Annotated in this window: 20 protein-coding genes and 4 tRNA genes; 5 read left to right on the top strand and 19 right to left on the bottom strand. The window is 54.1% G+C overall.

From position 1 onward, the window contains the following. Positions 1-3 precede the first annotated feature (3 nt). The 7 genes from corA to lptM all read right to left on the bottom strand — a co-directional run bounded on the left by corA (position 4) and on the right by lptM (position 6,750). Positions 4-954, bottom strand: a complete 951-nt coding sequence (gene corA, locus AB7038_RS17295) for a magnesium/cobalt transporter CorA (RefSeq protein ID WP_072872210.1) — start codon at positions 952-954, stop codon at positions 4-6. 112 nt (positions 955-1,066) lie between these two features. Next, entirely contained in the window at positions 1,067-3,238 is a 2,172-nt protein-coding gene (gene uvrD / locus AB7038_RS17290; RefSeq protein ID WP_024474237.1) for a DNA helicase II, read from the bottom strand. Between the two features lie 86 nt (positions 3,239-3,324). Next, positions 3,325-4,041 (bottom strand): 5-amino-6-(5-phospho-D-ribitylamino)uracil phosphatase YigB, encoded by a 717-nt coding sequence (gene yigB / locus AB7038_RS17285; protein WP_369453708.1) that lies wholly within the window; start codon positions 4,039-4,041, stop codon positions 3,325-3,327. Further along, a complete protein-coding gene (xerC, locus tag AB7038_RS17280; RefSeq protein ID WP_369453707.1) occupies positions 4,041-4,958 on the bottom strand; it encodes a tyrosine recombinase XerC in 918 nt (305 codons plus the stop codon). The genes yigB and xerC overlap by 1 nt, the downstream gene beginning before the upstream one ends. Beyond that, positions 4,955-5,665, bottom strand: coding sequence for a DUF484 family protein (locus AB7038_RS17275; protein ID WP_368889631.1), 711 nt, complete (start codon positions 5,663-5,665; stop codon positions 4,955-4,957). Before AB7038_RS17275 ends, xerC begins: the two co-directional genes overlap by 4 nt. Positions 5,666-5,689: 24 nt before the next feature. Further along, positions 5,690-6,514: a diaminopimelate epimerase gene (dapF, locus tag AB7038_RS17270; protein ID WP_004234433.1), complete on the bottom strand. Its 825-nt coding sequence runs from the start codon at positions 6,512-6,514 to the stop codon at positions 5,690-5,692. Between the two features lie 44 nt (positions 6,515-6,558). After that, positions 6,559-6,750, bottom strand: coding sequence for an LPS translocon maturation chaperone LptM (gene lptM / locus AB7038_RS17265; RefSeq protein WP_369453706.1), 192 nt, complete (start codon positions 6,748-6,750; stop codon positions 6,559-6,561). Between the two features lie 79 nt (positions 6,751-6,829). Here lptM and cyaY point away from each other — a divergent pair, with 79 nt between their 5' ends. Continuing rightward, entirely contained in the window at positions 6,830-7,147 is a 318-nt protein-coding gene (gene cyaY, locus AB7038_RS17260; protein WP_369453705.1) for an iron donor protein CyaY, read from the top strand. A gap of 38 nt (positions 7,148-7,185) precedes the next feature. On the opposite strand, the gene AB7038_RS17255 is transcribed toward cyaY, so the two are convergent. Next, positions 7,186-9,786 carry a class I adenylate cyclase gene (locus AB7038_RS17255; RefSeq protein WP_369453704.1) on the bottom strand — a complete coding sequence of 867 codons (2,601 nt, stop codon included), beginning with the start codon at positions 9,784-9,786 and terminating at the stop codon, positions 7,186-7,188. Between the two features lie 673 nt (positions 9,787-10,459). On the opposite strand from AB7038_RS17255, the gene hemC reads away from it, so the two are divergent. Genes hemC through AB7038_RS17235 form a run of 4 tightly spaced genes read left to right on the top strand, consistent with a single transcriptional unit; the run spans position 10,460 to position 14,726 of the window. Beyond that, entirely contained in the window at positions 10,460-11,401 is a 942-nt protein-coding gene (gene hemC / locus AB7038_RS17250; protein WP_369453703.1) for a hydroxymethylbilane synthase, read from the top strand. After that, complete coding sequence (gene hemD, locus AB7038_RS17245; RefSeq protein ID WP_368889628.1) at positions 11,398-12,135, top strand: uroporphyrinogen-III synthase; 738 nt, start codon at positions 11,398-11,400, stop codon at positions 12,133-12,135. Before hemC ends, hemD begins: the two co-directional genes overlap by 4 nt. 20 nt (positions 12,136-12,155) lie before the next feature. Then, positions 12,156-13,514, top strand: coding sequence for a uroporphyrinogen-III C-methyltransferase (gene hemX, locus AB7038_RS17240; RefSeq protein WP_369453702.1), 1,359 nt, complete (start codon positions 12,156-12,158; stop codon positions 13,512-13,514). A gap of 3 nt (positions 13,515-13,517) precedes the next feature. Further along, positions 13,518-14,726 (top strand): heme biosynthesis HemY N-terminal domain-containing protein, encoded by a 1,209-nt coding sequence (locus tag AB7038_RS17235; protein ID WP_349419069.1) that lies wholly within the window; start codon positions 13,518-13,520, stop codon positions 14,724-14,726. A 788-nt stretch (positions 14,727-15,514) separates the two neighbouring features. On the opposite strand, the gene AB7038_RS17230 is transcribed toward AB7038_RS17235, so the two are convergent. The 11 genes from AB7038_RS17230 to rfbA all read right to left on the bottom strand — a co-directional run bounded on the left by AB7038_RS17230 (position 15,515) and on the right by rfbA (position 23,266). Beyond that, positions 15,515-15,591, bottom strand: a tRNA-Pro gene (locus tag AB7038_RS17230). Between the two features lie 22 nt (positions 15,592-15,613). Continuing rightward, positions 15,614-15,700, bottom strand: a tRNA-Leu gene (locus tag AB7038_RS17225). Between the two features lie 36 nt (positions 15,701-15,736). After that, a tRNA-His gene (locus AB7038_RS17220) sits at positions 15,737-15,812 on the bottom strand. Between the two features lie 66 nt (positions 15,813-15,878). Next, positions 15,879-15,955, bottom strand: a tRNA-Arg gene (locus tag AB7038_RS17215). A 146-nt stretch (positions 15,956-16,101) separates the two neighbouring features. Then, positions 16,102-16,863, bottom strand: coding sequence for a lipopolysaccharide N-acetylmannosaminouronosyltransferase (gene wecG, locus AB7038_RS17210; protein WP_368889626.1), 762 nt, complete (start codon positions 16,861-16,863; stop codon positions 16,102-16,104). A 9-nt stretch (positions 16,864-16,872) separates the two neighbouring features. Then, positions 16,873-18,228 (bottom strand): ECA oligosaccharide polymerase, encoded by a 1,356-nt coding sequence (gene wzyE, locus AB7038_RS17205; RefSeq protein ID WP_072872220.1) that lies wholly within the window; start codon positions 18,226-18,228, stop codon positions 16,873-16,875. Continuing rightward, positions 18,225-19,313 carry a TDP-N-acetylfucosamine:lipid II N-acetylfucosaminyltransferase gene (locus AB7038_RS17200; protein ID WP_368889625.1) on the bottom strand — a complete coding sequence of 363 codons (1,089 nt, stop codon included), beginning with the start codon at positions 19,311-19,313 and terminating at the stop codon, positions 18,225-18,227. The genes wzyE and AB7038_RS17200 overlap by 4 nt, the downstream gene beginning before the upstream one ends. Continuing rightward, positions 19,310-20,563 (bottom strand): lipid III flippase WzxE, encoded by a 1,254-nt coding sequence (gene wzxE, locus AB7038_RS17195; RefSeq protein WP_368889624.1) that lies wholly within the window; start codon positions 20,561-20,563, stop codon positions 19,310-19,312. The genes AB7038_RS17200 and wzxE overlap by 4 nt, the downstream gene beginning before the upstream one ends. A 1-nt stretch (position 20,564) precedes the next feature. Beyond that, complete coding sequence (rffA, locus tag AB7038_RS17190; RefSeq protein WP_369453701.1) at positions 20,565-21,695, bottom strand: dTDP-4-amino-4,6-dideoxygalactose transaminase; 1,131 nt, start codon at positions 21,693-21,695, stop codon at positions 20,565-20,567. Further along, positions 21,682-22,407: a dTDP-4-amino-4,6-dideoxy-D-galactose acyltransferase gene (rffC, locus tag AB7038_RS17185; protein WP_368889622.1), complete on the bottom strand. Its 726-nt coding sequence runs from the start codon at positions 22,405-22,407 to the stop codon at positions 21,682-21,684. The genes rffA and rffC overlap by 14 nt, the downstream gene beginning before the upstream one ends. Further along, positions 22,385-23,266 carry a glucose-1-phosphate thymidylyltransferase RfbA gene (rfbA, locus tag AB7038_RS17180; RefSeq protein WP_032099215.1) on the bottom strand — a complete coding sequence of 294 codons (882 nt, stop codon included), beginning with the start codon at positions 23,264-23,266 and terminating at the stop codon, positions 22,385-22,387. The genes rffC and rfbA overlap by 23 nt, the downstream gene beginning before the upstream one ends. Between the last annotated feature and the right edge of the window lie 2 nt (positions 23,267-23,268).

Here is a 23,268-nt window from a genome sequence, read left to right as displayed (position 1 = left end):
ACGTTACAGCCAGTTCTTGCGTTTGAAGTAGAGATACGGTGCGAGTGCAGCTGCAATCATCACCCCGATCGCAGCGGGATACCCCAGCGACCAGTCCAGCTCCGGCATAAATTTGAAGTTCATCCCGTAACTCGATGCCACCAGTGTCGGCGGCAGGAATACCACGGAAACAACGGAGAAGATTTTGATAATGCGGCTCTGTTCGATATTGATAAAGCCCATCGCCGCCTGCATCAGAAAGTTCACTTTCTGGAACAGAGATTCATTGTGCGGCAGCAGGGATTCGATATCACGCAGTATTTCGCGCGCCTGCTCCAGCTGATTCGCCGGCAGACGGGTGCGGCGGACCAGGAAATTCAGCGCGCGCTGGGTATCCATCAGACACAGACGGACTTTCCAGCCGATATCTTCCTGTTCAGCCAGAGCAGACAGGGCTTTATCGAACTCATCATCCTGTTTGCCTTTCATAATCGCCCGACTGAGTGTTTCCAGATGGCTGTAGATGTTTTCGATTTCATCCGCCAGCTGCTCGATTTTGGTTTCAAACAGATCCAGCAGGATTTCGTAACCGTTGCCGTCCTGCATGGTCTGTTTGCGCGCGCGCATACGGTACAGACGGAATGCAGGCAGTTCCCGCTCACGCAGCGTGTATAAACGCCCGTCACGCAGGGTAAATGCCACAGTGGAGTTTCCGGCGTGGTCGTCCGCGTCTTCGTAATAGAAAAAGGAGTGGACGTGAAGCCCGTCATCGTCCTCAAAGAAACGCGCGGAGGCTTCGATATCATCCAGTTCCGGGCTGGTTGCCAGCTCCTGGTTGAACTGAGTCTGAATCAGCTGCCGTTCATGCTCTTCCGGTTCCGAAATATCCACCCACAGCGCATCTGTCAGGGCGTCGCCCTCTTCTAAATCAAGACGTTGCAAACGCTTATTGTCAACTTTAAATGCGCTCAGCATAGTGTGCGGCCTCCGGAAACGAAAGGAAAAGAAAAAGTGTGCGCATGTTATGCGCAGATGAAAAAGAGTGTCAACCGGTTATTCTCCGGTTAACACTTTACTCTGCGGGAAATCAGGGTTTTTCCAGTTTGGCGTAGGAGGCCACCAGCCATTTGATCCCTTCCCCCTGAAACGCTATCTGTAATCGGGTATGTTCGCCGTTGCCTTCCATATTGATAATGGTGCCTTCGCCGAATTTCGGATGACGGACACGCTGTCCGAGGGTGTAACCGCTGTCATTGGCGGTGATCGGTGTGCCGAGCCGCTGATGATTAACCGGGCGGGACACGGTAGCACGCAGGCGCACTTCCTCCACACACTCCGGCGGCAACTCGCCGATAAAACGGGATGGCCGGTGATACACCTCTTTGCCGTACAGACGGCGGGTTTCAGCGTAAGTCAGGGTCAGCTTCTGCATGGCGCGGGTCACGCCGACATAGGCCAGCCGCCGCTCTTCTTCGAGACGACCGCTCTCCTCCATCGACATCATACCCGGGAACATGCCCTCTTCCACCCCGACGATAAAGACCTGCGGGAACTCCAGCCCTTTGGCGGAGTGCAGTGTCATCAGCTGTACGGCATCCTGATATCTGTCCGCCTGACCTTCGCCGGATTCCAGCGCGGCGTGGGACAGAAATGCCTGTAACGGCGTCAGCCCTTCATCAGCATCCTGATAACTGAACTGGTTGGTTGCGGTCACCAATTCCTCTAAGTTTTCGATCCGCGCCTGGGCTTTTTCCCCTTTTTCCTGCTCATAGTGCGCCCGCAGACCGGAATCACGGATCACGCGGTCAGTCTGCACATGCAGCGGCAGGCCGTCAGTTTCCTGCGCCAGCAGATTGATCAGCTCAAGGAAGCGCCCCAGCGCGGAGGCAGCGCGTCCCGCCAGTGCTTTTTCTTCCAGCAGCACACCGCAGCTTTCCCAGAGGGTCAGTTCCCGCTCACGGGCAGTCTGACGCACCACGTCCAGAGTGCGGTCGCCGATCCCGCGTGTCGGGGTGTTCACCACGCGCTCGAATGCGGCATCATCATGACGGTTTGAGATCAGGCGCAGATACGCCAGCGCATCTTTGATTTCCTGGCGCTCGAAGAAACGCTGACCGCCGTAAATACGGTACGGCAGCGCAGCCTGTAACAACGCCTCTTCCTGTAAACGGGATTGGGCGTTGCTGCGGTAGAGAATCGCGCAATCCGCCAGTGCTCCGCCGTTCTCATGCCACTGTTTGATGCGCCCGACCACATAGCGTGCTTCATCCAGATCATTAAAGGCACAATACAGGGAGATAGGTTCGCCATCCTCACCGTCCGTCCAGAGGTTTTTCCCCAGCCGGTCGCTGTTGTGGGAGATCAGGGCGTTTGCCGCTTTCAGGATATTGTTGGTGGAACGGTAATTTTGTTCGAGGCGGATAGTGACAGCACCCGGGAAGTCTTTCAGGAAGCGCTGGATGTTTTCCACCTGCGCCCCGCGCCAGCCGTAGATAGACTGGTCATCATCACCGACAATCATCACTTTGCCGGTATCACCCGCCAGCATGCGCACCCAGGCGTACTGGATGCTGTTGGTATCCTGGAATTCGTCCACGAGGATATTGGTAAAACGGTCGCGGTAGTGCTGCAAAATCGCCGGTTTGTTGAGCCACAGCTCATGTGCGCGCAGCAGCAGTTCGGCAAAATCCACCAGCCCTGCGCGGTCACAGGCTTCCTGATACGCCTGGTAGATCCGCAGCCAGGTGGCTTCCACCGGGTTGCCGTAGCTCTCAACATGCTGAGGCCGCAGACCCTCATCTTTTTTGCCGTTGATATACCAGCAGCCCTGTTTGGCCGGCCACTGTTTTTCATCAAGATTCATGGCTTTGATCAGGCGGCGGATCAGGCGGATCTGATCTTCACTGTCGAGGATCTGAAAATCCTGCGGTAATCCGGCATCAAGGTGATGCGCGCGCAGCAGGCGGTGTGCAAGACCGTGGAACGTCCCGATCCACATCCCGCCCTCACTGGTGCCGACCAGCTCTTCAATACGGTGACGCATTTCCGCCGCCGCTTTGTTGGTAAAGGTCACTGACATCACCGAAAACGGAGACGCATTCTCCACTGCCAGCAGCCAGGCGATACGGTGCACCAGCACCCGGGTTTTTCCGGAACCGGCACCCGCCAGCACCAGCATGTTTGAGCGGGGAGCCGCCACCGCTTCGCGCTGTTTATCATTAAGGCTTTCAAGCAGATAAGAGACGTCCATAATTTCCATCAGTGTTTTGTGCGGCAGCGCCGCGAAAGAAAAAGCGGCTTCCGGACAGCCGGATCCGGAAGAACTGGTTTTTTATACAGATAAAATTATAACAGTCCGGTTAAAGAATCCAACTGTGTAATTTCAATATGCGGCAGCAGGCGGGTTTCCGGGTCGTGATAAACATCGCGGCCGTCAAGGTTGATCCAGCAGGCCTGCATGCCGCTGCACAGGGCACCTTCCACATCGGTATTCAGGTTATCACCGACATGCAGGATATTTTCTGCCGGGATAGCCAGCCGCTGCGCCGCCGTACGGTACATATCACAGAACGGCTTGGCACGCCCGTCGGGACCGGCTTTGAGAATAAAAGTAAAATAATCTGCCAGCCCGCATTTTTCCGGCTCCATATTGCCGTTGGTGATCGCCACCAGCGGAATTTTTGCCGCCAGTGCAGTCAGCGTGTCATGCGTGGACTGCGGCACATCAATACGGCTGCGCCACTGCGCAAAATGTGCCATCACCGCCTCCGCCCCGGCTTGTGCCCGGGCGGCGGTATAACCGTAATGCAGGAAAAACGTACGCCAGGAGAGCAGACGCCAGCGGCTGACATCATGAAAAATCTCCGGCTGCTGACGGCGTATCCGGTCACGGAACACATTAATATAGTCAGCCGGTAAGTCACTGAAACGCGGGTCATACTGACGGATAAACGCAATGACCTCCTCCTCGGTTTTATCCATCACCGGACGATTATCATACAGCGTGTCGTCAAGATCGAACGTCATGGCGCGGACAGGCGAAAGGGGGCGGTAAAAACGCATTACGATTTTCCTCGTTTGGCCCGCGGATGTGCAACATCGTACACGTTGGCAAGATGCTGAAAATCCAGATGGGTATAGATTTGCGTGGTGGACAGATTAGCATGCCCCAGCAATTCCTGCACGGCGCGCAGATCGCCGCTGGATTCCAGAATATGAGTCGCAAAGGAGTGGCGCAGTTTATGCGGGTTCAGATGACTGTTCAGCCCCTGATGCAGACCCCAGTATTCAAACCGTTTCTGCACATTACGCGCTGAGATCCGCTTACCGCTTTTGGTGGAGATAAATACGGCCCGGTCTTCCGGGTCATACAGTTCACGCAGCGGCAGCCAGCGTTCCAGACAGGCAACCGCCGTTTTGCCGAGCGGCACTTTGCGCTCTTTGCTGCCCTTTCCCAGCACCCTCACTTCGCCGGTTGCCAGGTCAAAATCCCCGGTATTCAGCCCGACCAGCTCCGATAAACGCAGCCCCGCGCCGTACATCACTTCCAGCATGGTACGGTCGCGCACGGTCAGCGGATCATTGCTGCTGATATCCATCAGCCGGGTAATATCATCCACATCCATATTTTTCGGCAGGTGCCGCCCCTGTTTCGGGGCACTGACAGCTTTCGCCGGATTAGCGGGCAGCAGGCCGTTACTGACCTGCCAGTCGAGAAATGAACGCAGTGCGGAAAGACGCAGCGCCAGACTGGCGGGCTGTAACCCGTTACGGCGGCTTTTTGCAGCCAGCATCCGCACCGTTGCCGGTTCCAGCTGCGACCAGCTGCGGAGTTTACCGGCGGCCATCATGTCCGCCAGCGCGGTAAGCTGGCGGCGGTAATTGGTAATCGTGACCGGACTTAACCGGCGCTCCACCCGCAGATACTGCAGAAATTGTTCTGCCGTGACCAGCAGGTCATCTGCCGCGCTGTCCGTCATGCCAGCTCCACCCAGCGCTGCAGCAGCTGCGGCAGAAAATAGGCTACCTGTTCCAGCATCGCAGTACCCATGTCCTTCTGATAGTGCTGCTTGTCACGGCTGACAAAAATCACCACGCCGAGATCATGCTGCCCACCCAGCAGCGATACAGACGCTGAGCCGACAAATGCACTGTCCGGCAGCAGCAACTGAATTTCAGGGGCGGTCAGTTGTCCGAGATAATGATTGCGGTCCCCGAAACGGGAGAGACGGATGGCTTCAAAGTGTGCGCGGGATAAGGCCAGATCCTGATGACGGAACGGCGCGCCCAGCCGCCAGCTGTCGGTAAACAGACGGATTTTGGCATGACTGAGTTTCAGCCCCTTCGCCCACTGATTCAGGCGTTCGGAAAAATCATCAAGAGAAGTCGCAGCAGACAGCGATGCCAGCAGTTTCAGCAGGCGCGAGAACAGGTGTTCATTTTCACGGGCCTGTATCATCAGTTGCATCAGATCATCCGTCAGCGTACCTATCCGCTCACGCTGGCGTCCGAGCTGCCATTCCACCAGAGAGACCGCACCTTTTACCGGGTGCGGGATAGTCATGTCAGTGATCTGCGCGGCATTGCGGATGAAAAAATCCGGATGCGCTTTCAGATACGCCAGCACCGCCGCCTCATCCGGCTCCCCGGAAGGGGCGAGTACGGCCGTATCCTGTTGACTGTCCATTGCTATTTATCCTCTTTATGATGATTAAAGATGGATAACACCATCATATACATGCGTGGCCGGGCCGGTCATAAACAGGGGTTTTCCCTCCCCTTCCCAGCTGATAAACAGGGTGCCGCCGGGTAAATCCACCTGCACATTTTCTGCCAGCAACCCCTGGCGTATCCCGACAGAGACCGCCGCGCAGGCACCGCTGCCGCAGGCCTGTGTTTCACCGACACCGCGCTCATACACCCGCAGACGGATATGGTCACGCGACAGGATCTGCATAAAGCCGATATTTGCCCGTTCCGGGAAACGCTCGTGACTTTCGAGAACAGGGCCGATAACCTCAACTTCCGCCGTTTCCGTGCTTTCCACCTGGATAACACAGTGCGGATTACCCATCGATACCACACCACACAGAACCGTGCGTTCGGCGGCGCGGATAATATAGGTTTTCTCTTCTTTGACCGCGCGGAACGGTACCAGCGCCGGTTCAAACTCCGGCACACCCATGTTCACGCGGACATTGTCATCATCGGCAATCGTCAGCACCATGCGCCCGGATTGCGTACTGACACGGATATCCCGTTTGTTGGTCAGCCCTTTGAGGCGGACAAACCGGGCAAAACAGCGCGCACCGTTGCCGCACTGCGCCACTTCACTGCCGTCGGCGTTAAAGATGCGGTAGTGAAAATCCAGTTCCGGGTCATAGGGGGCTTCCACCACCAGCAGCTGATCAAAGCCGACACCGGTGTGCCGGTCTGCCAGACGGCAGATAAGCTCCGGAGAAAAATAGATATTCTGGGTGACGGCGTCCACCACCATAAAATCATTACCCAGGCCGTGCATTTTGGTGAACTGCATGTTCAGATCCTGTTTACGCCTCAGTAACCGGGGTTATCCGGTGGTCATTTTTGCGTTTTGCCGGTCTCAGCGTTGTCAGTCTGCACAGCAGACTGCTCTGCCGCAGGCTTGGCAGCAGGGGCGCTTTTCTCAGCGGCGGGCTCTTCCGGCGGGAAGTAGAGCGGGCCTTTCAGTCCGCAGCCGGACAGGGTCAGCAGTATCACGGCGGATACCGCACAGATCATTTTTTTCTTCATTTACAGTCATGCCTGTTAATCATCGGTCAATACCCTCTATAATCGCAGTTAGATGTCGAAAAGCAAATAGGAAATGACGATGAACGATACAGAATTTCACCGGACAGCGGATGCGCTGTTGCAGGATATTGAAGAAAAATTAGATGATTACGACGGTGATGCGGATATTGACTGCGAAACCAACGGCGGTGTGATGACCCTGAGCTTTGAAAACGGCTCAAAAATTATCATCAACAAGCAGGAAGCATTTCACCAGATCTGGCTGGCGGCACGCAACGGCGGCTATCATTTTGATCTGAAATCAGATAAATGGATTTGTGACCGCAGCGGCGGCGAGTTGTTTGCCATGCTGGCACAGGCCATCAGCGAGCAGAGCGGCGAACCGTTCAGCTTCTGAGAGTCAGACTGACGGCACAGAACCTGTGCCGTCGCGTGTCAGCCGCGCTGCCCGGCGGCCTGATACTGTAACGGCCGGACATCCGCATGGAAATCCGGATACGGGGCATCACGCGGCTCTTCCGTAACAGGTTGGGAGAACATCGTGCTGTGGAACGGCGTAACCTGTGTTTTACCGTCCGTTTTCAGGATCTGATAAAACTGCGGCAGATTGAAATTGATAAAGCTGGAGCCGTATGTAAAGCGGTCATGGGAAGAGGAATAGAACCGGCTGACATCCCGGATCAGGTCTTCTTTGCTGCCTTCACAGCCGGAATAGATTTCCACCCGGTTTGACTCATCCAGCACATAAATATTGAAGCCGTTATCATCACGGTTTTCAAAGAAGAACTGAATAATCCCCTCACTGGCATAGCCGTCCACCACATCCGGCAGATGACCGGTTTCCGTACTGATTTTCACCGGAAACCCGCGCAGTTTGTTGTTGGAAATCGCACCGTAGAATTCCACGGCATTTTCCAGTTTCTGCACCGAGACGTTAAGGCGCTCAAAGAACAGCCCCCAGGTCTGACCGGCCAGGCGCAGTGCCTTAAAGCGCCCCGGATCCTGACGGTTGGTGGTCAGGCGCAGCTCGATACATTCGGAAACCAGCTGGCGGATGCGGGTACTGATCAGCCCGCGCAGATGGCGGCTGTAGCAGAATACTTCCACACCGGACGGCGGTGCGGCATCCTGGTGCATCTTGCCGAGAATGGTTTTCAGAGCTTCCAGCACCGACTGTTCACTGCTGAAATGCAGTGTGCGCACTTCATTCCAGGAATTGCGGTACAGCAGATCAATACTGCCGACCAGACATTTTTGTTCCTGACCGAAGCTGAACACATCCAGCTTGCTCATATCAAAATGTACGACCTGCTCGGCGAAATCTGCGGTCGGATCCTGCTCCAGATTGACAATAATCGCCAGATGGCGGATTTCACACGGACTGTACAGTGCACGCGGTGTCGGAGCCGGCAGACGGATAGGGAAATTCTGCGATACATCATGCACCAGCTCGTGCAGTTTCTGCTCGTCGCAGTGTGACTCACCGTTATGAATATAGACACGGGTTCTGTCTGTCAGCAGGCCGTTGAAGTAAGTCCAGGAGACCAGCTTGTTCAGATAGCGGTTATATTCCAGCGGCTGATGGCCGATGATGGTATGGATTGTCGGCGCCTGATTATACAGATACCAGCCGCTGCGGTTAGCGCGGCCCGGCGGGACATAAATAAAGGTCAGATTCTCTTCTGATAAGTCCGGCGAAATCTGCGGATTGACCAGGGTGACTTTCCCCGGCAGCGCCTCGAAAGCGGCATACAGTTTCCGTGTCAGCACACCGATATCCTGCGGACTGGCACTGACACTCAGATTATTGCGGCGCGCAAAGCGGATAAGGTTGCGGTAGCTCTGCATCATGGTATCGAGCAGTTCGTTGTGTGCATCCCGCACCTGCTCAATTTTCCAGGCATTACGGCGATCCAGCACCGCCAGCCGCTCAGGGGACCATCCCCAGCCTTTCACCATCTCAGACAGTACCTGACAGCGCCAGCCGCAGCAACCGCAGGATGCGCGTTCGCTGACATCCGCAGGCGGTTTCTCACATACTTTCAGGTAGAAACAGCGGCGGATCAGATCAAGACGGGTTTCATCATTGATAGCTTTCAGATAACGGGTGACGCGGTCGAGCATCATCGCGTAAGCATCCAGGCCGTGGTGAACAATCTCACCGGCATGCAGATGCTTTTTAAACTCGGTAGCCAGAAGCTGCCCGTTCGGGTAATCCCACGAGTAAGCTTCCAGCAGTAAACTTTTGATCACGGCTTTATACGGGGAATCCACACTCTTATAGAGCTGCCACAGACTGGCACCGAAGTACTCTTCCGCAGACAGTTCGCCCAGACCGCCCAGATCCAGCCACTCGTTCGGGGTTAATACACCCTGCGCATAAAGGGAGAGAACATATTCATCATAGTGATGTTCTTCTTCTGCCGGGACCATAGTCCACAGCAGGCGCTTACCGGCCATCCGCACGGCGGTCCGGTAAAATTCATCGAGCAGTAAAATATGCTGGGTCGAGCCGCAGTCCTCACCGTTGAGGCTGCCGCTGGCATTGTGGCGGAAACGGTTTTCATCGATCAGGAAGAAAGTGACATCGATACCTTTTGCGGCTGCCCACTCTTCAATCAGTGTGCATTTGCGGCGCAGATTCTGCTTTTCATCGTGATCAAGCCAGGACTGATGACAGACCCAGATATCGAGATCCGAAGAGTGGCTCTGGCCGACAGACGAGGTGCTGCCCATGGAATAGATACCGGTAATCGGCAGTTCACCGCCGGCATTACACGGCAGACACTCTCCGTGCTGACGGGAAAACTCCGCCAGCCAGTGTGACTGGTCATCATCGGACGCCCAGAAACAGACACCGTGCGGCACATTACCCGGCACATAGCCCGGCATATCCGGATGGTGATGATGCAGCAGTACCGGCAGCAGACTGTACACGTCTTTAAACGCACGACTCATCCCGATGGTCGCGCGCTCAGATCTGAGCTGATTTATTGCATCCAAACGCTGCTTGAGTGTTTCAATATAAAGATACAAAGGATTCGCCTGATTTTATTTCATGTAACTGGAAACGACCTGATGCCCGGCTTTATACGTGTATGAATACAGACTGATAAGGTAATACTGAAAAATGATAAGAATCGAACCAAAGTTAAATTGCCGGAAACGTGATCAATCTAACACCTTCGGGGCAAAGGGTAAAGCTTCGCACTAAAAAAGGCACGATTACCCAAAGTTGTTATTAGCCGGATAACTAATTGTAAAATATGTATTTTCGTTGAAAATCACCGGGATACACACAAAAAATCTAAGGAAATATTCAGGAAAACCGGTGTGTTTCTGTTTTTGTGCACTTTTTGACCAAAAAAATAATACTGCTTACTCACTCAGGGCGTTTTTATTTATTTTAATAATGCTATGAAATAGTTATTTAAATTGAATCGATTTAATTAATACAATTTTATAATTGCAAAATATTTTTATTATTTAAAATATGTTTTAATTATTTACTGACAGACTCCTGCCATCTGTCTGAGACTATTTATTCACTGATTGTCTTTTTTCGTTGTTATCTGCCGGGCAGGTCTCGTCACGTAACTGGAAAAATTATCAGCAAAATGATAAAACAAAGGCAGTTTTTCTTATTTTTCCGGCTATGTTTCACATAAAAAAACACCGGATAAAAAGACAAGGATCCCTGACAATTATCATGACCACTCAATCTCTGCGTATTGCCACCCGACAAAGCCCGCTTGCACTGTGGCAGGCCGAATTTGTCAAACAGGAACTGGAACAGCGCCATCCCGGGTTACGCGTCGAACTCGTCCCGATAGTCACCAAAGGTGACATTATTCTCGACACGCCGCTGGCGAAAGTCGGCGGCAAAGGGCTGTTCGTCAAAGAACTGGAACTGGCATTACTGGAAAGCCGTGCAGATATCGCCGTGCACTCCATGAAGGATGTCCCGGTCGATTTCCCGGACGGGCTGGGGTTAGTCACTATCTGTGAGCGGGAAGATCCGCGCGATGCTTTTGTTTCCAACCATTATGACAGTGTGGATGCCCTGCCGCCCGGCAGTATCGTCGGCACCTCCAGTCTGCGCCGTCAGTGCCAGCTGCGCGAACGCCGCCCTGACCTGGTGATCCGCGACCTGCGCGGTAATGTCGGGACCCGGCTGGGCAAACTGGATAACGGCGACTATGACGCGATTATCCTGGCGGTTGCCGGGCTGAAACGCCTGAAACTGGATGAACGCATCCGCTGTGCACTGCCGCCGGAAGAATCCCTTCCCGCTGTCGGTCAGGGTGCGGTCGGGATTGAGTGCCGCCTGGATGATGAACGCACCCGTTCTTTACTCAGCGCCCTGAATCACGCACAAACCGATATCTGTGTCCGCGCCGAACGCGCCATGAATACCCGGCTGGAAGGGGGATGTCAGGTGCCAATCGGCAGTTATGCTATCTGGCAGGGAGATAAAATCTGGCTGCGCGCGCTGGTCGGCGCACCGGACGGCAGTGAAATTGTCCGCGGTGAACGCCTGTGCGACCCGCAGGATGCCGCCGCCGCCGGGGTTTCTCTCGCAGAGGAACTGCTGGATAACGGCGCACGGGCAATCCTGACGGAAGTCTATCAGGGGCACACGCCTGCATGACCATCCTGGTCACCCGTCCCTCACCGGCCGGTGAAGCCCTGGTCAGCGCCCTGCGCTCACGCGGGCAGAATGCCCTTTCTGCCCCGCTCATCCGAATTTCCCCGGGACATGAACTGCCGCTGCTGATTGCCAAAATCGCGGCACTTTCTCCCGGAGATGCCCTTTTTCTGCTGTCAAAGAATGCGGCTTATCACGCAAATGAACAGCTTATTCAACAGAATTACCTGTGGTCTGATAAGCTTTGCTATTATGGGATTGGTCAGTCAACCGCTAACTGCTTTGAACAACTGACCGGATTACCCGCCGCCTTTATGCCCGGCGGGGAAACCAGCGAACATCTGCTGATCCTGCCGGATTTACAGGATATGACCGGCCGCCGCGCACTTCTGCTGCGCGGTAACGGCGGCAGAGAGCATCTGGCACAGACACTGCGCGAACGGGGCGCAGTAGTGGATTACTGTGAATGCTACCGCCGCGAACCCGTAAATTACGACGGAGAGGAATGCGCCCTGTTGTGGCAGCAGCAACAGGTTCAGACGCTGGTGGTAACCAGCGGCGAAATGCTGCACCTGCTGCGGCAGCTGACGCCGGCCGCGCACCTCGGCTGGCTGCTGCAATGCCGGATTATTGTTGTCAGTGACAGACTGGCAGCTATCGCACAATCACTGGGCTGGCAGAATATTGATGTCGCCGCCGGTGCAGATAATGAAGCCTTACTTCAGGCTCTTCAATGAACAGACATGGGACGCCACGAATGACGGAACACGAGAAAAAACCCGGATCGGCCGATGTACCTGAAACACAGGATGCCGTAACCAATACCGATCCGCAGGCAGAAAAAAAAGACACAGCTGCCGGGAAAAAAGCGACCGCAAAAAATGTCACTGACAAAGCGGCGTCTGATAAAAAACCGCCGGAAACACCGGCGGCTGATAGCGCGCCGAAACCGGCACCGGAAGCGCCGCAGTCACGGAAAACCCCGCCTGCCGCTGAGGAAAAACAGCCTTCCGGCTTTCTGCGCGGTGCTATCGCACTGGCTGTGATTCTGCTGATCGGCGGCGGTGTCTGGTATGCCTCACAGGCCGGTACTCAGACGCTGTCGAAAAACCTGGAAGCAGAAAATGCGCAGCTGAAATCTCAGATGGCGCAGCTGCAACAGGAACAGCAGCAGACACAAAAACAGATGCAGGAATTTATCGCACAGCAGTCTGCACTCAGCGCACAGCATCAGCAGCAGGAAGAGGCACTGAAACACGAACTGGATTTACTGCGCAGCCGTGTCACCGCACTATCCAGCACCGATGTGAAAAGCTGGCTTCTCGCTCAGGCGGATTTCCTGGTCAAAATGGCAGAGCGCAAACTGTGGAATGACCAGGATGTGGTCACCGCTATGGTACTGCTGAAAAATGCCGATGCCAGCCTCGCCGAAATGAATGATCCGGGTCTGCTGGATGTGCGCACCGCACTGCGCAATGACATTACCGCACTGTCCGCCGTCAGTCAGATCGATTTTGACGGCACGATCCTGCGCCTGAACCAGCTTGCCGGTCAGGTGGATAATCTGCGTCTGGATGACGGCAGCCGTGACGGCGCGCCGATGGACAGCAGTGACAGTGAAGGGCTGACCTCCTCCGTCGCGGACTGGCGCACTAACCTGACCAAAAGCTGGAAAGGGTTTATGAGTGATTTCATCACCATCCGCCGCCGTGACAACACCTCTGCACCGCTGCTGGCACCGAATCAGGACATTTATGTCCGTGAAAATATCCGTGCTCAGTTACTGATCGCCGCTCAGGCAGTGCCGCGTCACCAGGAAGAGAGCTACAAACAGTCACTGGATGCGGTCTCCACCTGGGTTCGTGCCTATTTCTCTGACAGCGATCCGACCAACGCCGCCTTCCTGGCCGAAGTGGATGCGCTGGCCGCCCAGCCGATCTCAATGAGTGCGCCGGACAGCCTGACCAGCCAGCCGCTGCTGGATAAACTGGTACAGACCCGCATCCGCCGTCTGCTCAACGATGAAACCCCGCCGCCGGCACCGGCTGAGGCACCGCAGGAAACACCTGCTGCTGCACCGGCACAGCCGGAAGCAGCACCGCAACAGGAGGGATAACAGATGTTTAAAGTCTTTATTCTGTTTCTTATCCTGATTGCCGGGATTATTATCGGCCCGCTGGTGGCCGGACATCAGGGCTATGTCCTGATCCAGACCGACAATTTTGATATCGAAACCAGTGTTACCGGCCTGGTGATCTGCTTTCTCGGATTACAGGCGGTTCTGATGCTGCTTGGCTGGTGCTGGCGTCGCCTGAAAAGCGGCAGTTCCCGCACCCTCGGCTGGTTTGGCGGTCATAAACGCAACCGCGCCCGTGCACTGACCAACGATGCACTGCTCAAACTGGCGGAAGGGGATTTCCGTCAGGTGGAAAAATTACTGAGCCGCAGTGCGGATAACGCTGAGCAGCCACTGGTCAACTATCTGCTGGCAGCGGAAGCAGCACAGCAGCGCAGTGATAATCTCCGCGCCAATCAGTACCTGGAGCGGGCTTCCGAGCTGGCCGGGCGTCATCAGTTACCGGTGGATATCACCCGCGCCCGTATTCTGCTGAGCCGCGATGAAATTCCGGCGGCGAGAACCGCTATCGACAATCTGCTGGAAATCGCACCGCGCCATCCGGAAGTATTGCGTCTGGCGGAACAGGTGTATGCGCGCTCCGGTGCCTGGAAATCCCTGATCGCCATTCTGCCGCAGATGAAAAAATCCGGCGAATTTACGGATGAGCAGGTGGAACAAACCGAAATCCGCGCCTGGCTCGGTATGATGCAGCAGGTTGCGGATCAGGACGGCAGCGATGCACTGCGCCACTGGTGGAAGAACCTCAGCCGCCATCTGCGCCACAATCCGGAGATGGCCGTAGCGGCCGCGCAGCACTTTATCGCCGGTGATGATATGGCGGATGCGGAAGCGGTGGTGCTCGACGGACTGAAGCGTCAGAAAGATCAGCGCCTGCTGATGCTGCTGCCGCAGATCCGGACAGACAATCCGAAAGCTATCCGCAAGGTGCTGAACCAGATGCAGAAGGAAGATGCGGATCAGCCGCTGCTCAACAGTACCCTCGGGCAGTTAGCCATGCAGGAAACACGCTGGGAAGATGCGGAGAAATACTTTAAATCTGCCCTGAGCGCCCGTCAGGACACGCATGATGCTGCCTGGCTGGCCGATGTGCTGGATAAGCAGAAAAAGTATGAGGAATCTGCCATGATCCGCCGTAATGCCCTGCTCAATACCCTGACATTACCGGATGAAAAAACGCCCCGCGAATAAGCACAGGCGGGTTATTTTTTATCACACAGAGCCAATCCTGCCGGATTGGCTTTTTTTATGCCGGAACATCATTAAAAGAGATTGACTGAACACATTATTGATGGCAAGAATGAGACATAAAAAAACACCTATCGCGAAACGATAGGTGTATAAAATACAATCAGGTCTACAGACGGATGGTGCCTCACTCAACGTTACGTCCTGTTGCTGATGTAAAGATTTCGGGATCTTTTACATCGATAACCCGGACAATAGGCACCGAATTTAGCTCTGCGTCATCTCCGGGTTTATGAAGCTTACGCAAACATAAGAAATGAGATGAGCATCTACACCTGATGTAATGCACAAGACGTGCCAACTTTTACGCCTTCTCAATTTCCCACGGTTCCCGTGGGTTTATTTTTCTTATCCTGCCTTCTGCCTGTCAATCACTGATGCAATTCTGTCCGTAGTGTCTCTGTTTTGCGACGCTTTCTGATAGCATTATTTAAATCATTATATATCAATAGATTAAATGTCTCATTTTGGCGACACGCATTATGCCCGTTGTCGCCGGATCTATACAACATTCATAACATAATGATTTATATCGAAATTATCAGATTCCATCAATAGCGGTGGTTTCACGGAAAACGCGTATGTTTTTGTCTGCCTGAACACCACAGTAGAATCAGCACAAAAGAAACAAAAATCAGCTGCGGAACGACAGCAGGAAGAAAAGCAGGACAGGAAAAACAGAAACTGCAGAAACGAAAAAGCCCCGCTGTAAGCGGGGCTTTTTCTGAATATGGTCGGCGAGATAGGATTCGAACCTACGACCCACTGGTCCCAAACCAGTTGCGCTACCAAGCTGCGCTACTCGCCGAAAGGCTGACTTGTCATGATGATGGTGCGAAGGGGGGGACTTGAACCCCCACGTCCGTAAGAACACTAACACCTGAAGCTAGCGCGTCTACCAATTCCGCCACCCTCGCAGGTTCATCACTACAGTCATGTTACATGTTATTAAATGGGGTGGCTAATGGGACTCGAACCCACGACGACTGGAATCACAATCCAGGGCTCTACCAACTGAGCTATAGCCACCATAACATCGCAACATTTTACTACTTACAACAACGAAATACTATACCGTAACTCTTACACGCATAATGGCGCGCCCGACAGGATTCGAACCTGAGACCTCTGCCTCCGGAGGGCAGCGCTCTATCCAGCTGAGCTACGGGCGCTTTGCGCCGTTGCGGGAGAGGATAGTACGGATTTCTCATCCGTCTGTCCAGTGCTTTTTTTCACAAATGTATTGTTTGCTCAGTCTTTACCCGCTTTGCTGATAAAGAGAGCATTTTCCCGCAAAAAGCCGCCCGGACAGGGGCAATTATAATTTATTACCGTAGTAATAACCCAGAAATTTCAGCAGTTTTAACTGACGGCGGAAGCGGGTCGGTTGTGATAACAGGCGGTAGAGCCACTCCAGCCCCATATTCTGCCATACCTTCGGCGCACGCTTCACATGACCGGTAAAGACGTCGTAAGTGCCGCCCACGCCCATATACAGGGCATCCGGATGGATCTTACGGCAGTCGCGCATAAAGATTTCCTGTTTCGGCGAGCCCATTGCCACCGTCACAATTTTCGCACCGCTGTTGCGGATGCGCTCAAACAGGGCATCACGCTGTTCTGCGGTAAAATAGCCGTCCTGCGTGCCTGCCAGATTCACATTCCATTGCGATTTCAGTTTTGCTTCAGTTTCCGCCAGCACTTCCGGCTTACCGCCGACCAGAAACACCGGCGTGTTTTCCTGCCCGGCGCGTTCCATCAGCCCTTCCCACAAATCCGCCCCGGCAATCCGCGCGACATCCGCCTGCGGGTATTTACGGCGGATAGCACGGACAATGCTGATCCCGTCCGCATACAGATATTCCGCGTTGCTCAGCAGTGTGTGCAGCGCCTCATCCTGTTCGGCTGTCATGACTTTTTCGGCATTAATGGCCACCAGCGTACCGGTTCTGATCTGTCCGTCCTTAAACAGATAATCCAGAAAATGCGCCTGATTCCGGAAACCCTGAATCGGGTGGTTACGGATAGAATACTGCGGGATATTTTCCGCGCTGCCGGCATCAGAAGATAACGGTTCCATGCTAATTCCTTACGATGAAAGACGGGTGCGTTTGCCCTTTGAAATCACATAATGGCGGATAAGCCCGGCCGTTTCGAACAGCCAGTACAGTAATTTCGCCACCACCAGACAAAAGCCGAAAATAAGACAGAAAAACACCACGCGGGAAACGAATGAGTCCATTCCTTCGCGGGCCAGCACAATCATGTTAAATATCGCGCCGAAACAAAATGCATGCAGAATGGCTGCTTTGTAACGGTTTGTCTCCCGTTTGCCCAGCTCATACAGCCAGTCGAACCATTTGATTATCAGCCCGACCACCACCGCACCGAGCGGAATAAACCAGAAGCCGCCCATCACCACCAGCGAACCGATCAGGGTCGGTGAAATCGCCAGCCCGGAATGGTTGTTCAGCACTTCCCAGGTAAAATAGTTTGCCGCATTCAGTACGGTATCCGGCCGGTCCGGCCACAGCCAGGACGGGATAAAGACATAGAAGTCACGGATAATCGGCGCCAGCCCCTGGAACTCAATTTTGTCGTAGTTGTTCAGCAGCAGGCCGAGGTTTTCCCACGGCGAGAAGGTATCGCGGGTCAGATAGAGGAACGTGTAAAACGCCTCCGCCCCGCTGACATCCAGGCTGTAGCGTTTGAGTGCCAGCCAGAACATCCCCACCACACCGAAGACCCCGGCGCTGACCAGCATCCACAGCGAAATCCATCCGCGCACAATGCCGATAAACAGGAACAGCGCAAACGCGATAATGATGTTGGCGCGGGTACCGCCGACAATCACATAGGTCATAATCCCGAACGCCACCGTGGCGATCAGGAAGAAAATCCAGCGCTGAAATGTGGGTTTCAGGAAGAACACCACCAGCATCGCCGGGATAAAGAAGTAGAAAAAGCGTTTTAAGGCTACGCCGGTGACCTGGCTCGAGAAAATCTGACTGTAGGTTTTCAGCTTAAACAGCAGCAATCCGTTTTCCATAAAGAAAATACCGGCAGTCGCGACAGCAATCGCCGCCAGCAGCAGCCAGGTGAGCCGGGTTTCTGTTTTGTTCATGGAAAACAGCGGGGTACCGCTGTAAACCGCGTCAGGTCTGCGCAGCCGGGTTTTATACGCCACATAATAAATGGCATAGAAACTGACTGACGCCAGCAGCGCCTGCAGCAGCGCGGACGGCGGCACCACCTGCACATCAAACTGGAACACCAGTGCAAAGGTAAACGGGAAGCCGAAAAAGAAGGTCAGCAGATAGAGCATGGAGAAAAAGATATTAAAACTGAAGCGGACCCGGCGGAATTCGCGGTAGGTCAGCAGCAGAATAAAGGCCAGCGAGATAAACCAGACGGCAAACAGCCCGATGAAATCAAACTGACTCATGCCTGTTTCTCCTGCGCGGCGGCCAGTGCCTGCTCCCAGCCCTGCACAAAGTTCGGACTGAAAAAGGCAATTTTTTCACGGTCAAGGGCGAACAGCTGCTCCCGCGCCTGCGCCACCACCTCCGGTGTCACGTCATCACCGTAAAACAGCACCGGCACCTGCTGCTCGGTCATATCCTGCCAGAACGGGTTCTGACGGCTTATCACAAACGGAATACCGAACTGGATCAGCAGACATAGTGTGCCGATCCCCTGCTGGCGGTTAAAGATAAAGTAGCCGAGGTCGCATTGTTTCAGCAGATTCAGATAGATATCAAAATCCATCTTGTCTTTCAGGATCTCCGCCTGCTGCTGAGGGAACAGTTGCTGCGCGAAAGCATCCACTTCGGCAATGTAATCTCCGTTATTTTCCGGATAGCCCATCGGGATGATGATTTTCACCTTCTCCCCGAACTGCTCATGAATGCGCGTCAGCGCCTCTTTATGGCGGTTTGAGCGGTCACCAGAGTTACCCAGCAGGATCATCATATTATCGTCACCACGCGGCTCAGGCGGCGTTAAAACCGTCAGAGAGGGATCCATCCGCGTCGGAAAATAGAGCAGGTCAGCCGGGATCTTCGGACAGAACTGGGCAAAATAGTTTAAATCGCCGCGCGTGCCGAACACGTGACCGACCCGCTTCTGTGCCAGACGGCGCAGATGATAAAACAATCTGAATTTCAGCTGACGGGAATCCTCATACAGATCCGCGCCCCAGATATGCCAGTAAAACTGATGACGTTTAATTTTTCCTGACAATAATGCCAGCCAGATCAGGGCATTAAACTGACCGTGGAAGAAAAAGCGGCACTGCCGGTCACGTTTTGCTTTCGCTGCGACGGCATTCGCCAGGCTTTTTTTATCCGGCCAGACATCCAGTTCCAGGTTGGGATATTGCGCCAGAAGCTGCCCGGCGGTGGAAACAACCATAAATTCAGGCATTTCCTCTCGCGGCAGGTGCGGTGCCAGCACATCATTGAAGAAGCGCAGCACGGTCTGGTTATGATGCGGGATATCAGATCCTAAAACGTGAATTAAAGTTGTCATGCTCGCCTGCAATAGATCAGAAATACGCTACAACACAAAAGGAAGTAGATAATATATGTCAGCATATAGGCCTGTGCCGCGCCGACGGCACCGTGTGCCGGAATCAGCCAGTACGCGGACAGCGTCAGTAAAGCAAACTGGGTCACTTCCGTCAGGATATAAAACCGCAGTGCGGCTTTGGCAATCACCAGATAACCGAAGACGTAAGCACCCACTTTCAGAACATCACCGACCAGCTGCCAGGCAAACAGGTCGCGCATGCCGGTAAATTTATCCGTGAACAGCAGCCAGATAGCAAAATCGCGCAGCAGCCAGACCATAAAACTGGCTGCAGCCACCGCCGGTAACACAAATTTCAGCGATTTGATGATCTCGCGGCGGATATCACTTTTTGCCTGTAACCGCGATAAGGTCGGCAGCAGATAGACAGAAAACGACGCGGTAATAAACTGGAGGTAGGCATCCGAAATACTGGTCACGCCGCCCCATATCCCCACTTCCTCCCAGCTGTAGCGGGAGGCCAGCAGGTTCCGCATCATGATGTACGCCACCGGCAGAGTAACTGCGGTCATCAGCGCCATCAGGGTGAATTTCCCCAGATGGGATGCAATCGCCCGATCCCAGGCCGGTTTCAGCTCGGAAAGCGGGAAATGGCGGCGGCGCAGCAGCATGGCAAACGCAGGGATAATAATCAGCGCCGGCACCAGCGCAAGCCCGGCCAGTGCGCCGTCATAGCCCCACCAGCGCTGGCAGAGATAATACGCGGTGACGCCGATCAGACTGCCCGCGATAAGCGCCAGCGCATTGCCGGACGCATCCCGGTATCCTTTGATAATCGCGAGAAAATAGTTGGCGTAAGCAATACCCATCTGGATAAAGGCCACCGCCGCAACAACATCCTGATAAGCGCCATTACCATCAAACAGCGCCATGCTGATCGGTCTGCTGAACAGCAGAAACACAATCGCCAGCAGTGTCGAGAACACCAGGATCAGGGTTGAGGATGTGCCTAACACCGCCCGGCGTTTTTCCGCATCATCACGGTGCTCGGCAATATACTTGGTCACGCCGTTAAAAATACCGGCACCTGACAATACCCCCAGCACCGTAATCAGCTGGCGGAAGTTCAGTGCCTGGCCGATACCGGCCGGGCCGAATGTCAGCGCCATTAATTTAATGACCAGCAGCCCCGCCCCGATTTTGATCAGGGTGGAGCCGGCGGTCCAGACAGAGGCTTTGGCTAAAGACATACTACGCGAAGAAGCCCTTAATCAGGTGGATCACGCGCTGCTGCTCGTCTTCTGTCATGTTGTAGAACATCGGCAGACGCACCAGGCGTTCGCTTTCACGGGTGGTAAAGATATCCTCACCGTGGAAACGCCCGAACTCCATACCGGCCGGGCAGCTGTGCAGCGGCACATAGTGGAATACGGTCAGCACGTCATTGGCTTTCATGTATTCGCTGAATGCGGTGCGCTCTGCCACATCTTTCAGTTTGATGTAGAACATGTGCGCGTTCTGCTCCAGATTTTCCGGAACAACCGGCAGCGTCAGCAGGCCATCCTGCGCCAGCGGGGTCAGGGCATCATAGTAAATCTGCCAGAATGCCAGACGGCGCTCGTTGATTTTCTCCGCTTCTTCCAGCTGTGCCCACAGGTATGCAGCCTGTAAGTCAGACATCAGGTAGCTGGAGCCGATATCACGCCAGGTGTATTTATCCACCTGTCCGCGGAAGAATTCGCTGCGGTTGGTGCCTTTCTCACGGATGATTTCCGCACGGCCAATCATCGCCGGGTCGTTAATCAGAGTGGCACCGCCCTCTCCGCCGGAGGAGTAGTTTTTGGTTTCGTGGAAGCTGTAGCAGCCGATATGACCGATAGAGCCCAGCGCGCGGCCTTTGTAAGTTGACATCACGCCCTGCGCGGCATCTTCCACCACAAAGAGGTTATATTTCTTCGCCAGCGCCATGATGATATCCATTTCACAGGCCACGCCTGCATAATGCACCGGCACAATCGCTTTGGTTTTATCGGTGATAGCCGCTTCGATTTTGGTTTCATCGATGTTCATGGTGTCCGGACGGATATCAACAAACACCACTTTCGCACCACGCAGCACAAAGGCATTGGAGGTGGACACGAAGGTATAGCTCGGCATGATGACTTCATCACCCGGCTGAATATCCAGCAGGATTGCCGCCATTTCCAGTGAGGCGGTACAGGACGGGGTCAGCAGAACTTTGGCGCTGCCGAACCGTTTTTCCATCCACTCTTCGCATTTTTTGGTGAACGAACCGTCACCGCACAGCTTGCCGCTTTGCATGGCCTGCTGCATATATTCAACTTCAGTGCCGACTACAGGTGGTTTATTAAATGGAATCATTGCATCCTCGGTATAACCAGTAGGCAGTGCTGTCAACCGCACCACCGCTTTTTGTATAAAGGCGCATTGCCGCAAGGTTACTGAGTTGTGTTGCAACCCGTAATACCCGGCAGTGATGTTTTGCACACCACTGTTGCGCCGCCGACATTAATTTCAGGCCGATACCCTGACCCTGATTGCCCGGCAGTACCGCCAGCAGTCCGATACGGGCGCTGTGTTCATCTGTCTGACGGAGAGTGACAAACCCGGCAATCTCATTGTTTTTATTGCGGATCAGCAGACAATCTTTATCAAATGTCCCGCGTACCGCTTTTTCCGCCCACACCGCATAGAAACGGGCGCTGTCATCCGGCTGGTACCACGGGACACGGAAACGACTCTGGCTGAAAACCTGTGCCGCCGCCTGTTTTATCACCGGGATATCCGTTTCATCCGCATAACAGAGTGTACTGTCAGACATTGCATTTTCTGTGCCACTCTTGAGTGACAATGCAAAATCCACCTCACTTTCCGCGAGGGAAAAGCCGAGTGCCGATAAACCATCCAGTGCCGCGTTATCCCCGGCACTGATTTTGGCCTGCACCAAATCGTACGGCGCAAAATCTGCCGCAGACAGTGGTGCTGCATCCGGGGAAAATGCCAGTTTTGCCGTTTTCAGGACAAAAAAGTCACTTTCCCAGGCGAGGTGCTCAATACTGGCGCGGACGGACATGGAGTAAATTCTTCAGATACTGACCATAACCGGTCTTCGCCAGCTGACGGGCGGATTCAGCCACCTGTTCGTCATTCAGCCAGCCGTTGCGCCAGGCAATCTCTTCCAGGCAGGCAATTTTAAAGCCCTGACGTTTTTCAACGGTCTGCACGAAAGTGCTGGCTTCAATCAGGCTGTCGTGAGTGCCGGTATCCAGCCAGGCAAAACCACGGCCGAGCAGCTCAACATTCAGTTCACCGCGCTCCAGATACATCTGGTTGATACTGGTGATTTCCAGTTCGCCGCGCTCAGACGGCTTCACCTGCCTGGCGATATCAACTACCTGATTATCATAGAAATATAATCCGGTAACTGCCCAGTTGGATTTCGGATGAACCGGTTTTTCCTCAATCGACAGCGCGCGGAATTCATCATCAAACTCCACCACACCGAAACGTTCCGGATCCATCACCTGATAGCCGAAAACGGTCGCGCCCTGTGTCCGGGCCGCAACACTTTTCAGTTTCGGACTGAATGCATGGCCGAAGAAAATATTATCCCCCAGCACCAGACTACAGCTGTCATCACCGATAAACTCCTCACCGATGATAAAAGCCTGTGCCAGACCATCCGGCGACGGCTGTTCGGCATAGCTCAGAGAGATACCAAACTGATCACCGTTACCCAGCAGACGGCGGAATGACGGCAGATCTTCCGGTGTTGAGATGATCAGAACTTCGCGGATCCCGGCCAGCATCAGCACAGACAGCGGATAGTAGATCATCGGCTTGTCGTAAATCGGCAGCAGCTGTTTTGACACCCCGCGGGTAATCGGGTGCAACCGGGTTCCGGAGCCGCCCGCCAGAATAATTCCTTTCATAG

The sequence above is a fragment of the Morganella morganii genome, from assembly GCF_041099235.1.
Taxonomy (GTDB): domain Bacteria; phylum Pseudomonadota; class Gammaproteobacteria; order Enterobacterales; family Enterobacteriaceae; genus Morganella; species Morganella morganii_E.
Note: the sequence above shows the minus strand (reverse complement) of the source record. Positions and strands in the feature narration are given on the sequence as shown.

Excerpts from the sequence above, each read along its gene's own strand:
- corA (WP_072872210.1), bottom strand. The coding sequence starts at position 954 with ATGCTGAGCGCATTTAAAGTTGACAATAAGCGTTTGCAACGTCTTGAT.
- uvrD (WP_024474237.1), bottom strand. The coding sequence starts at position 3,238 with ATGGAAATTATGGACGTCTCTTATCTGCTTGAAAGCCTTAATGATAAA.
- yigB (WP_369453708.1), bottom strand. The coding sequence starts at position 4,041 with ATGCGTTTTTACCGCCCCCTTTCGCCTGTCCGCGCCATGACGTTCGAT.
- xerC (WP_369453707.1), bottom strand. The coding sequence starts at position 4,958 with ATGACGGACAGCGCGGCAGATGACCTGCTGGTCACGGCAGAACAATTT.
- AB7038_RS17275 (WP_368889631.1), bottom strand. The coding sequence starts at position 5,665 with ATGGACAGTCAACAGGATACGGCCGTACTCGCCCCTTCCGGGGAGCCG.
- dapF (WP_004234433.1), bottom strand. The coding sequence starts at position 6,514 with ATGCAGTTCACCAAAATGCACGGCCTGGGTAATGATTTTATGGTGGTG.
- lptM (WP_369453706.1), bottom strand. The coding sequence starts at position 6,750 with ATGAAGAAAAAAATGATCTGTGCGGTATCCGCCGTGATACTGCTGACC.
- cyaY (WP_369453705.1), top strand. The coding sequence starts at position 6,830 with ATGAACGATACAGAATTTCACCGGACAGCGGATGCGCTGTTGCAGGAT.
- hemC (WP_369453703.1), top strand. The coding sequence starts at position 10,460 with ATGACCACTCAATCTCTGCGTATTGCCACCCGACAAAGCCCGCTTGCA.
- hemD (WP_368889628.1), top strand. The coding sequence starts at position 11,398 with ATGACCATCCTGGTCACCCGTCCCTCACCGGCCGGTGAAGCCCTGGTC.
- hemX (WP_369453702.1), top strand. The coding sequence starts at position 12,156 with ATGACGGAACACGAGAAAAAACCCGGATCGGCCGATGTACCTGAAACA.
- AB7038_RS17235 (WP_349419069.1), top strand. The coding sequence starts at position 13,518 with ATGTTTAAAGTCTTTATTCTGTTTCTTATCCTGATTGCCGGGATTATT.
- wecG (WP_368889626.1), bottom strand. The coding sequence starts at position 16,863 with ATGGAACCGTTATCTTCTGATGCCGGCAGCGCGGAAAATATCCCGCAG.
- wzyE (WP_072872220.1), bottom strand. The coding sequence starts at position 18,228 with ATGAGTCAGTTTGATTTCATCGGGCTGTTTGCCGTCTGGTTTATCTCG.
- AB7038_RS17200 (WP_368889625.1), bottom strand. The coding sequence starts at position 19,313 with ATGACAACTTTAATTCACGTTTTAGGATCTGATATCCCGCATCATAAC.
- wzxE (WP_368889624.1), bottom strand. The coding sequence starts at position 20,563 with ATGTCTTTAGCCAAAGCCTCTGTCTGGACCGCCGGCTCCACCCTGATC.
- rffA (WP_369453701.1), bottom strand. The coding sequence starts at position 21,695 with ATGATTCCATTTAATAAACCACCTGTAGTCGGCACTGAAGTTGAATAT.
- rffC (WP_368889622.1), bottom strand. The coding sequence starts at position 22,407 with ATGTCCGTCCGCGCCAGTATTGAGCACCTCGCCTGGGAAAGTGACTTT.
- rfbA (WP_032099215.1), bottom strand. The coding sequence starts at position 23,266 with ATGAAAGGAATTATTCTGGCGGGCGGCTCCGGAACCCGGTTGCACCCG.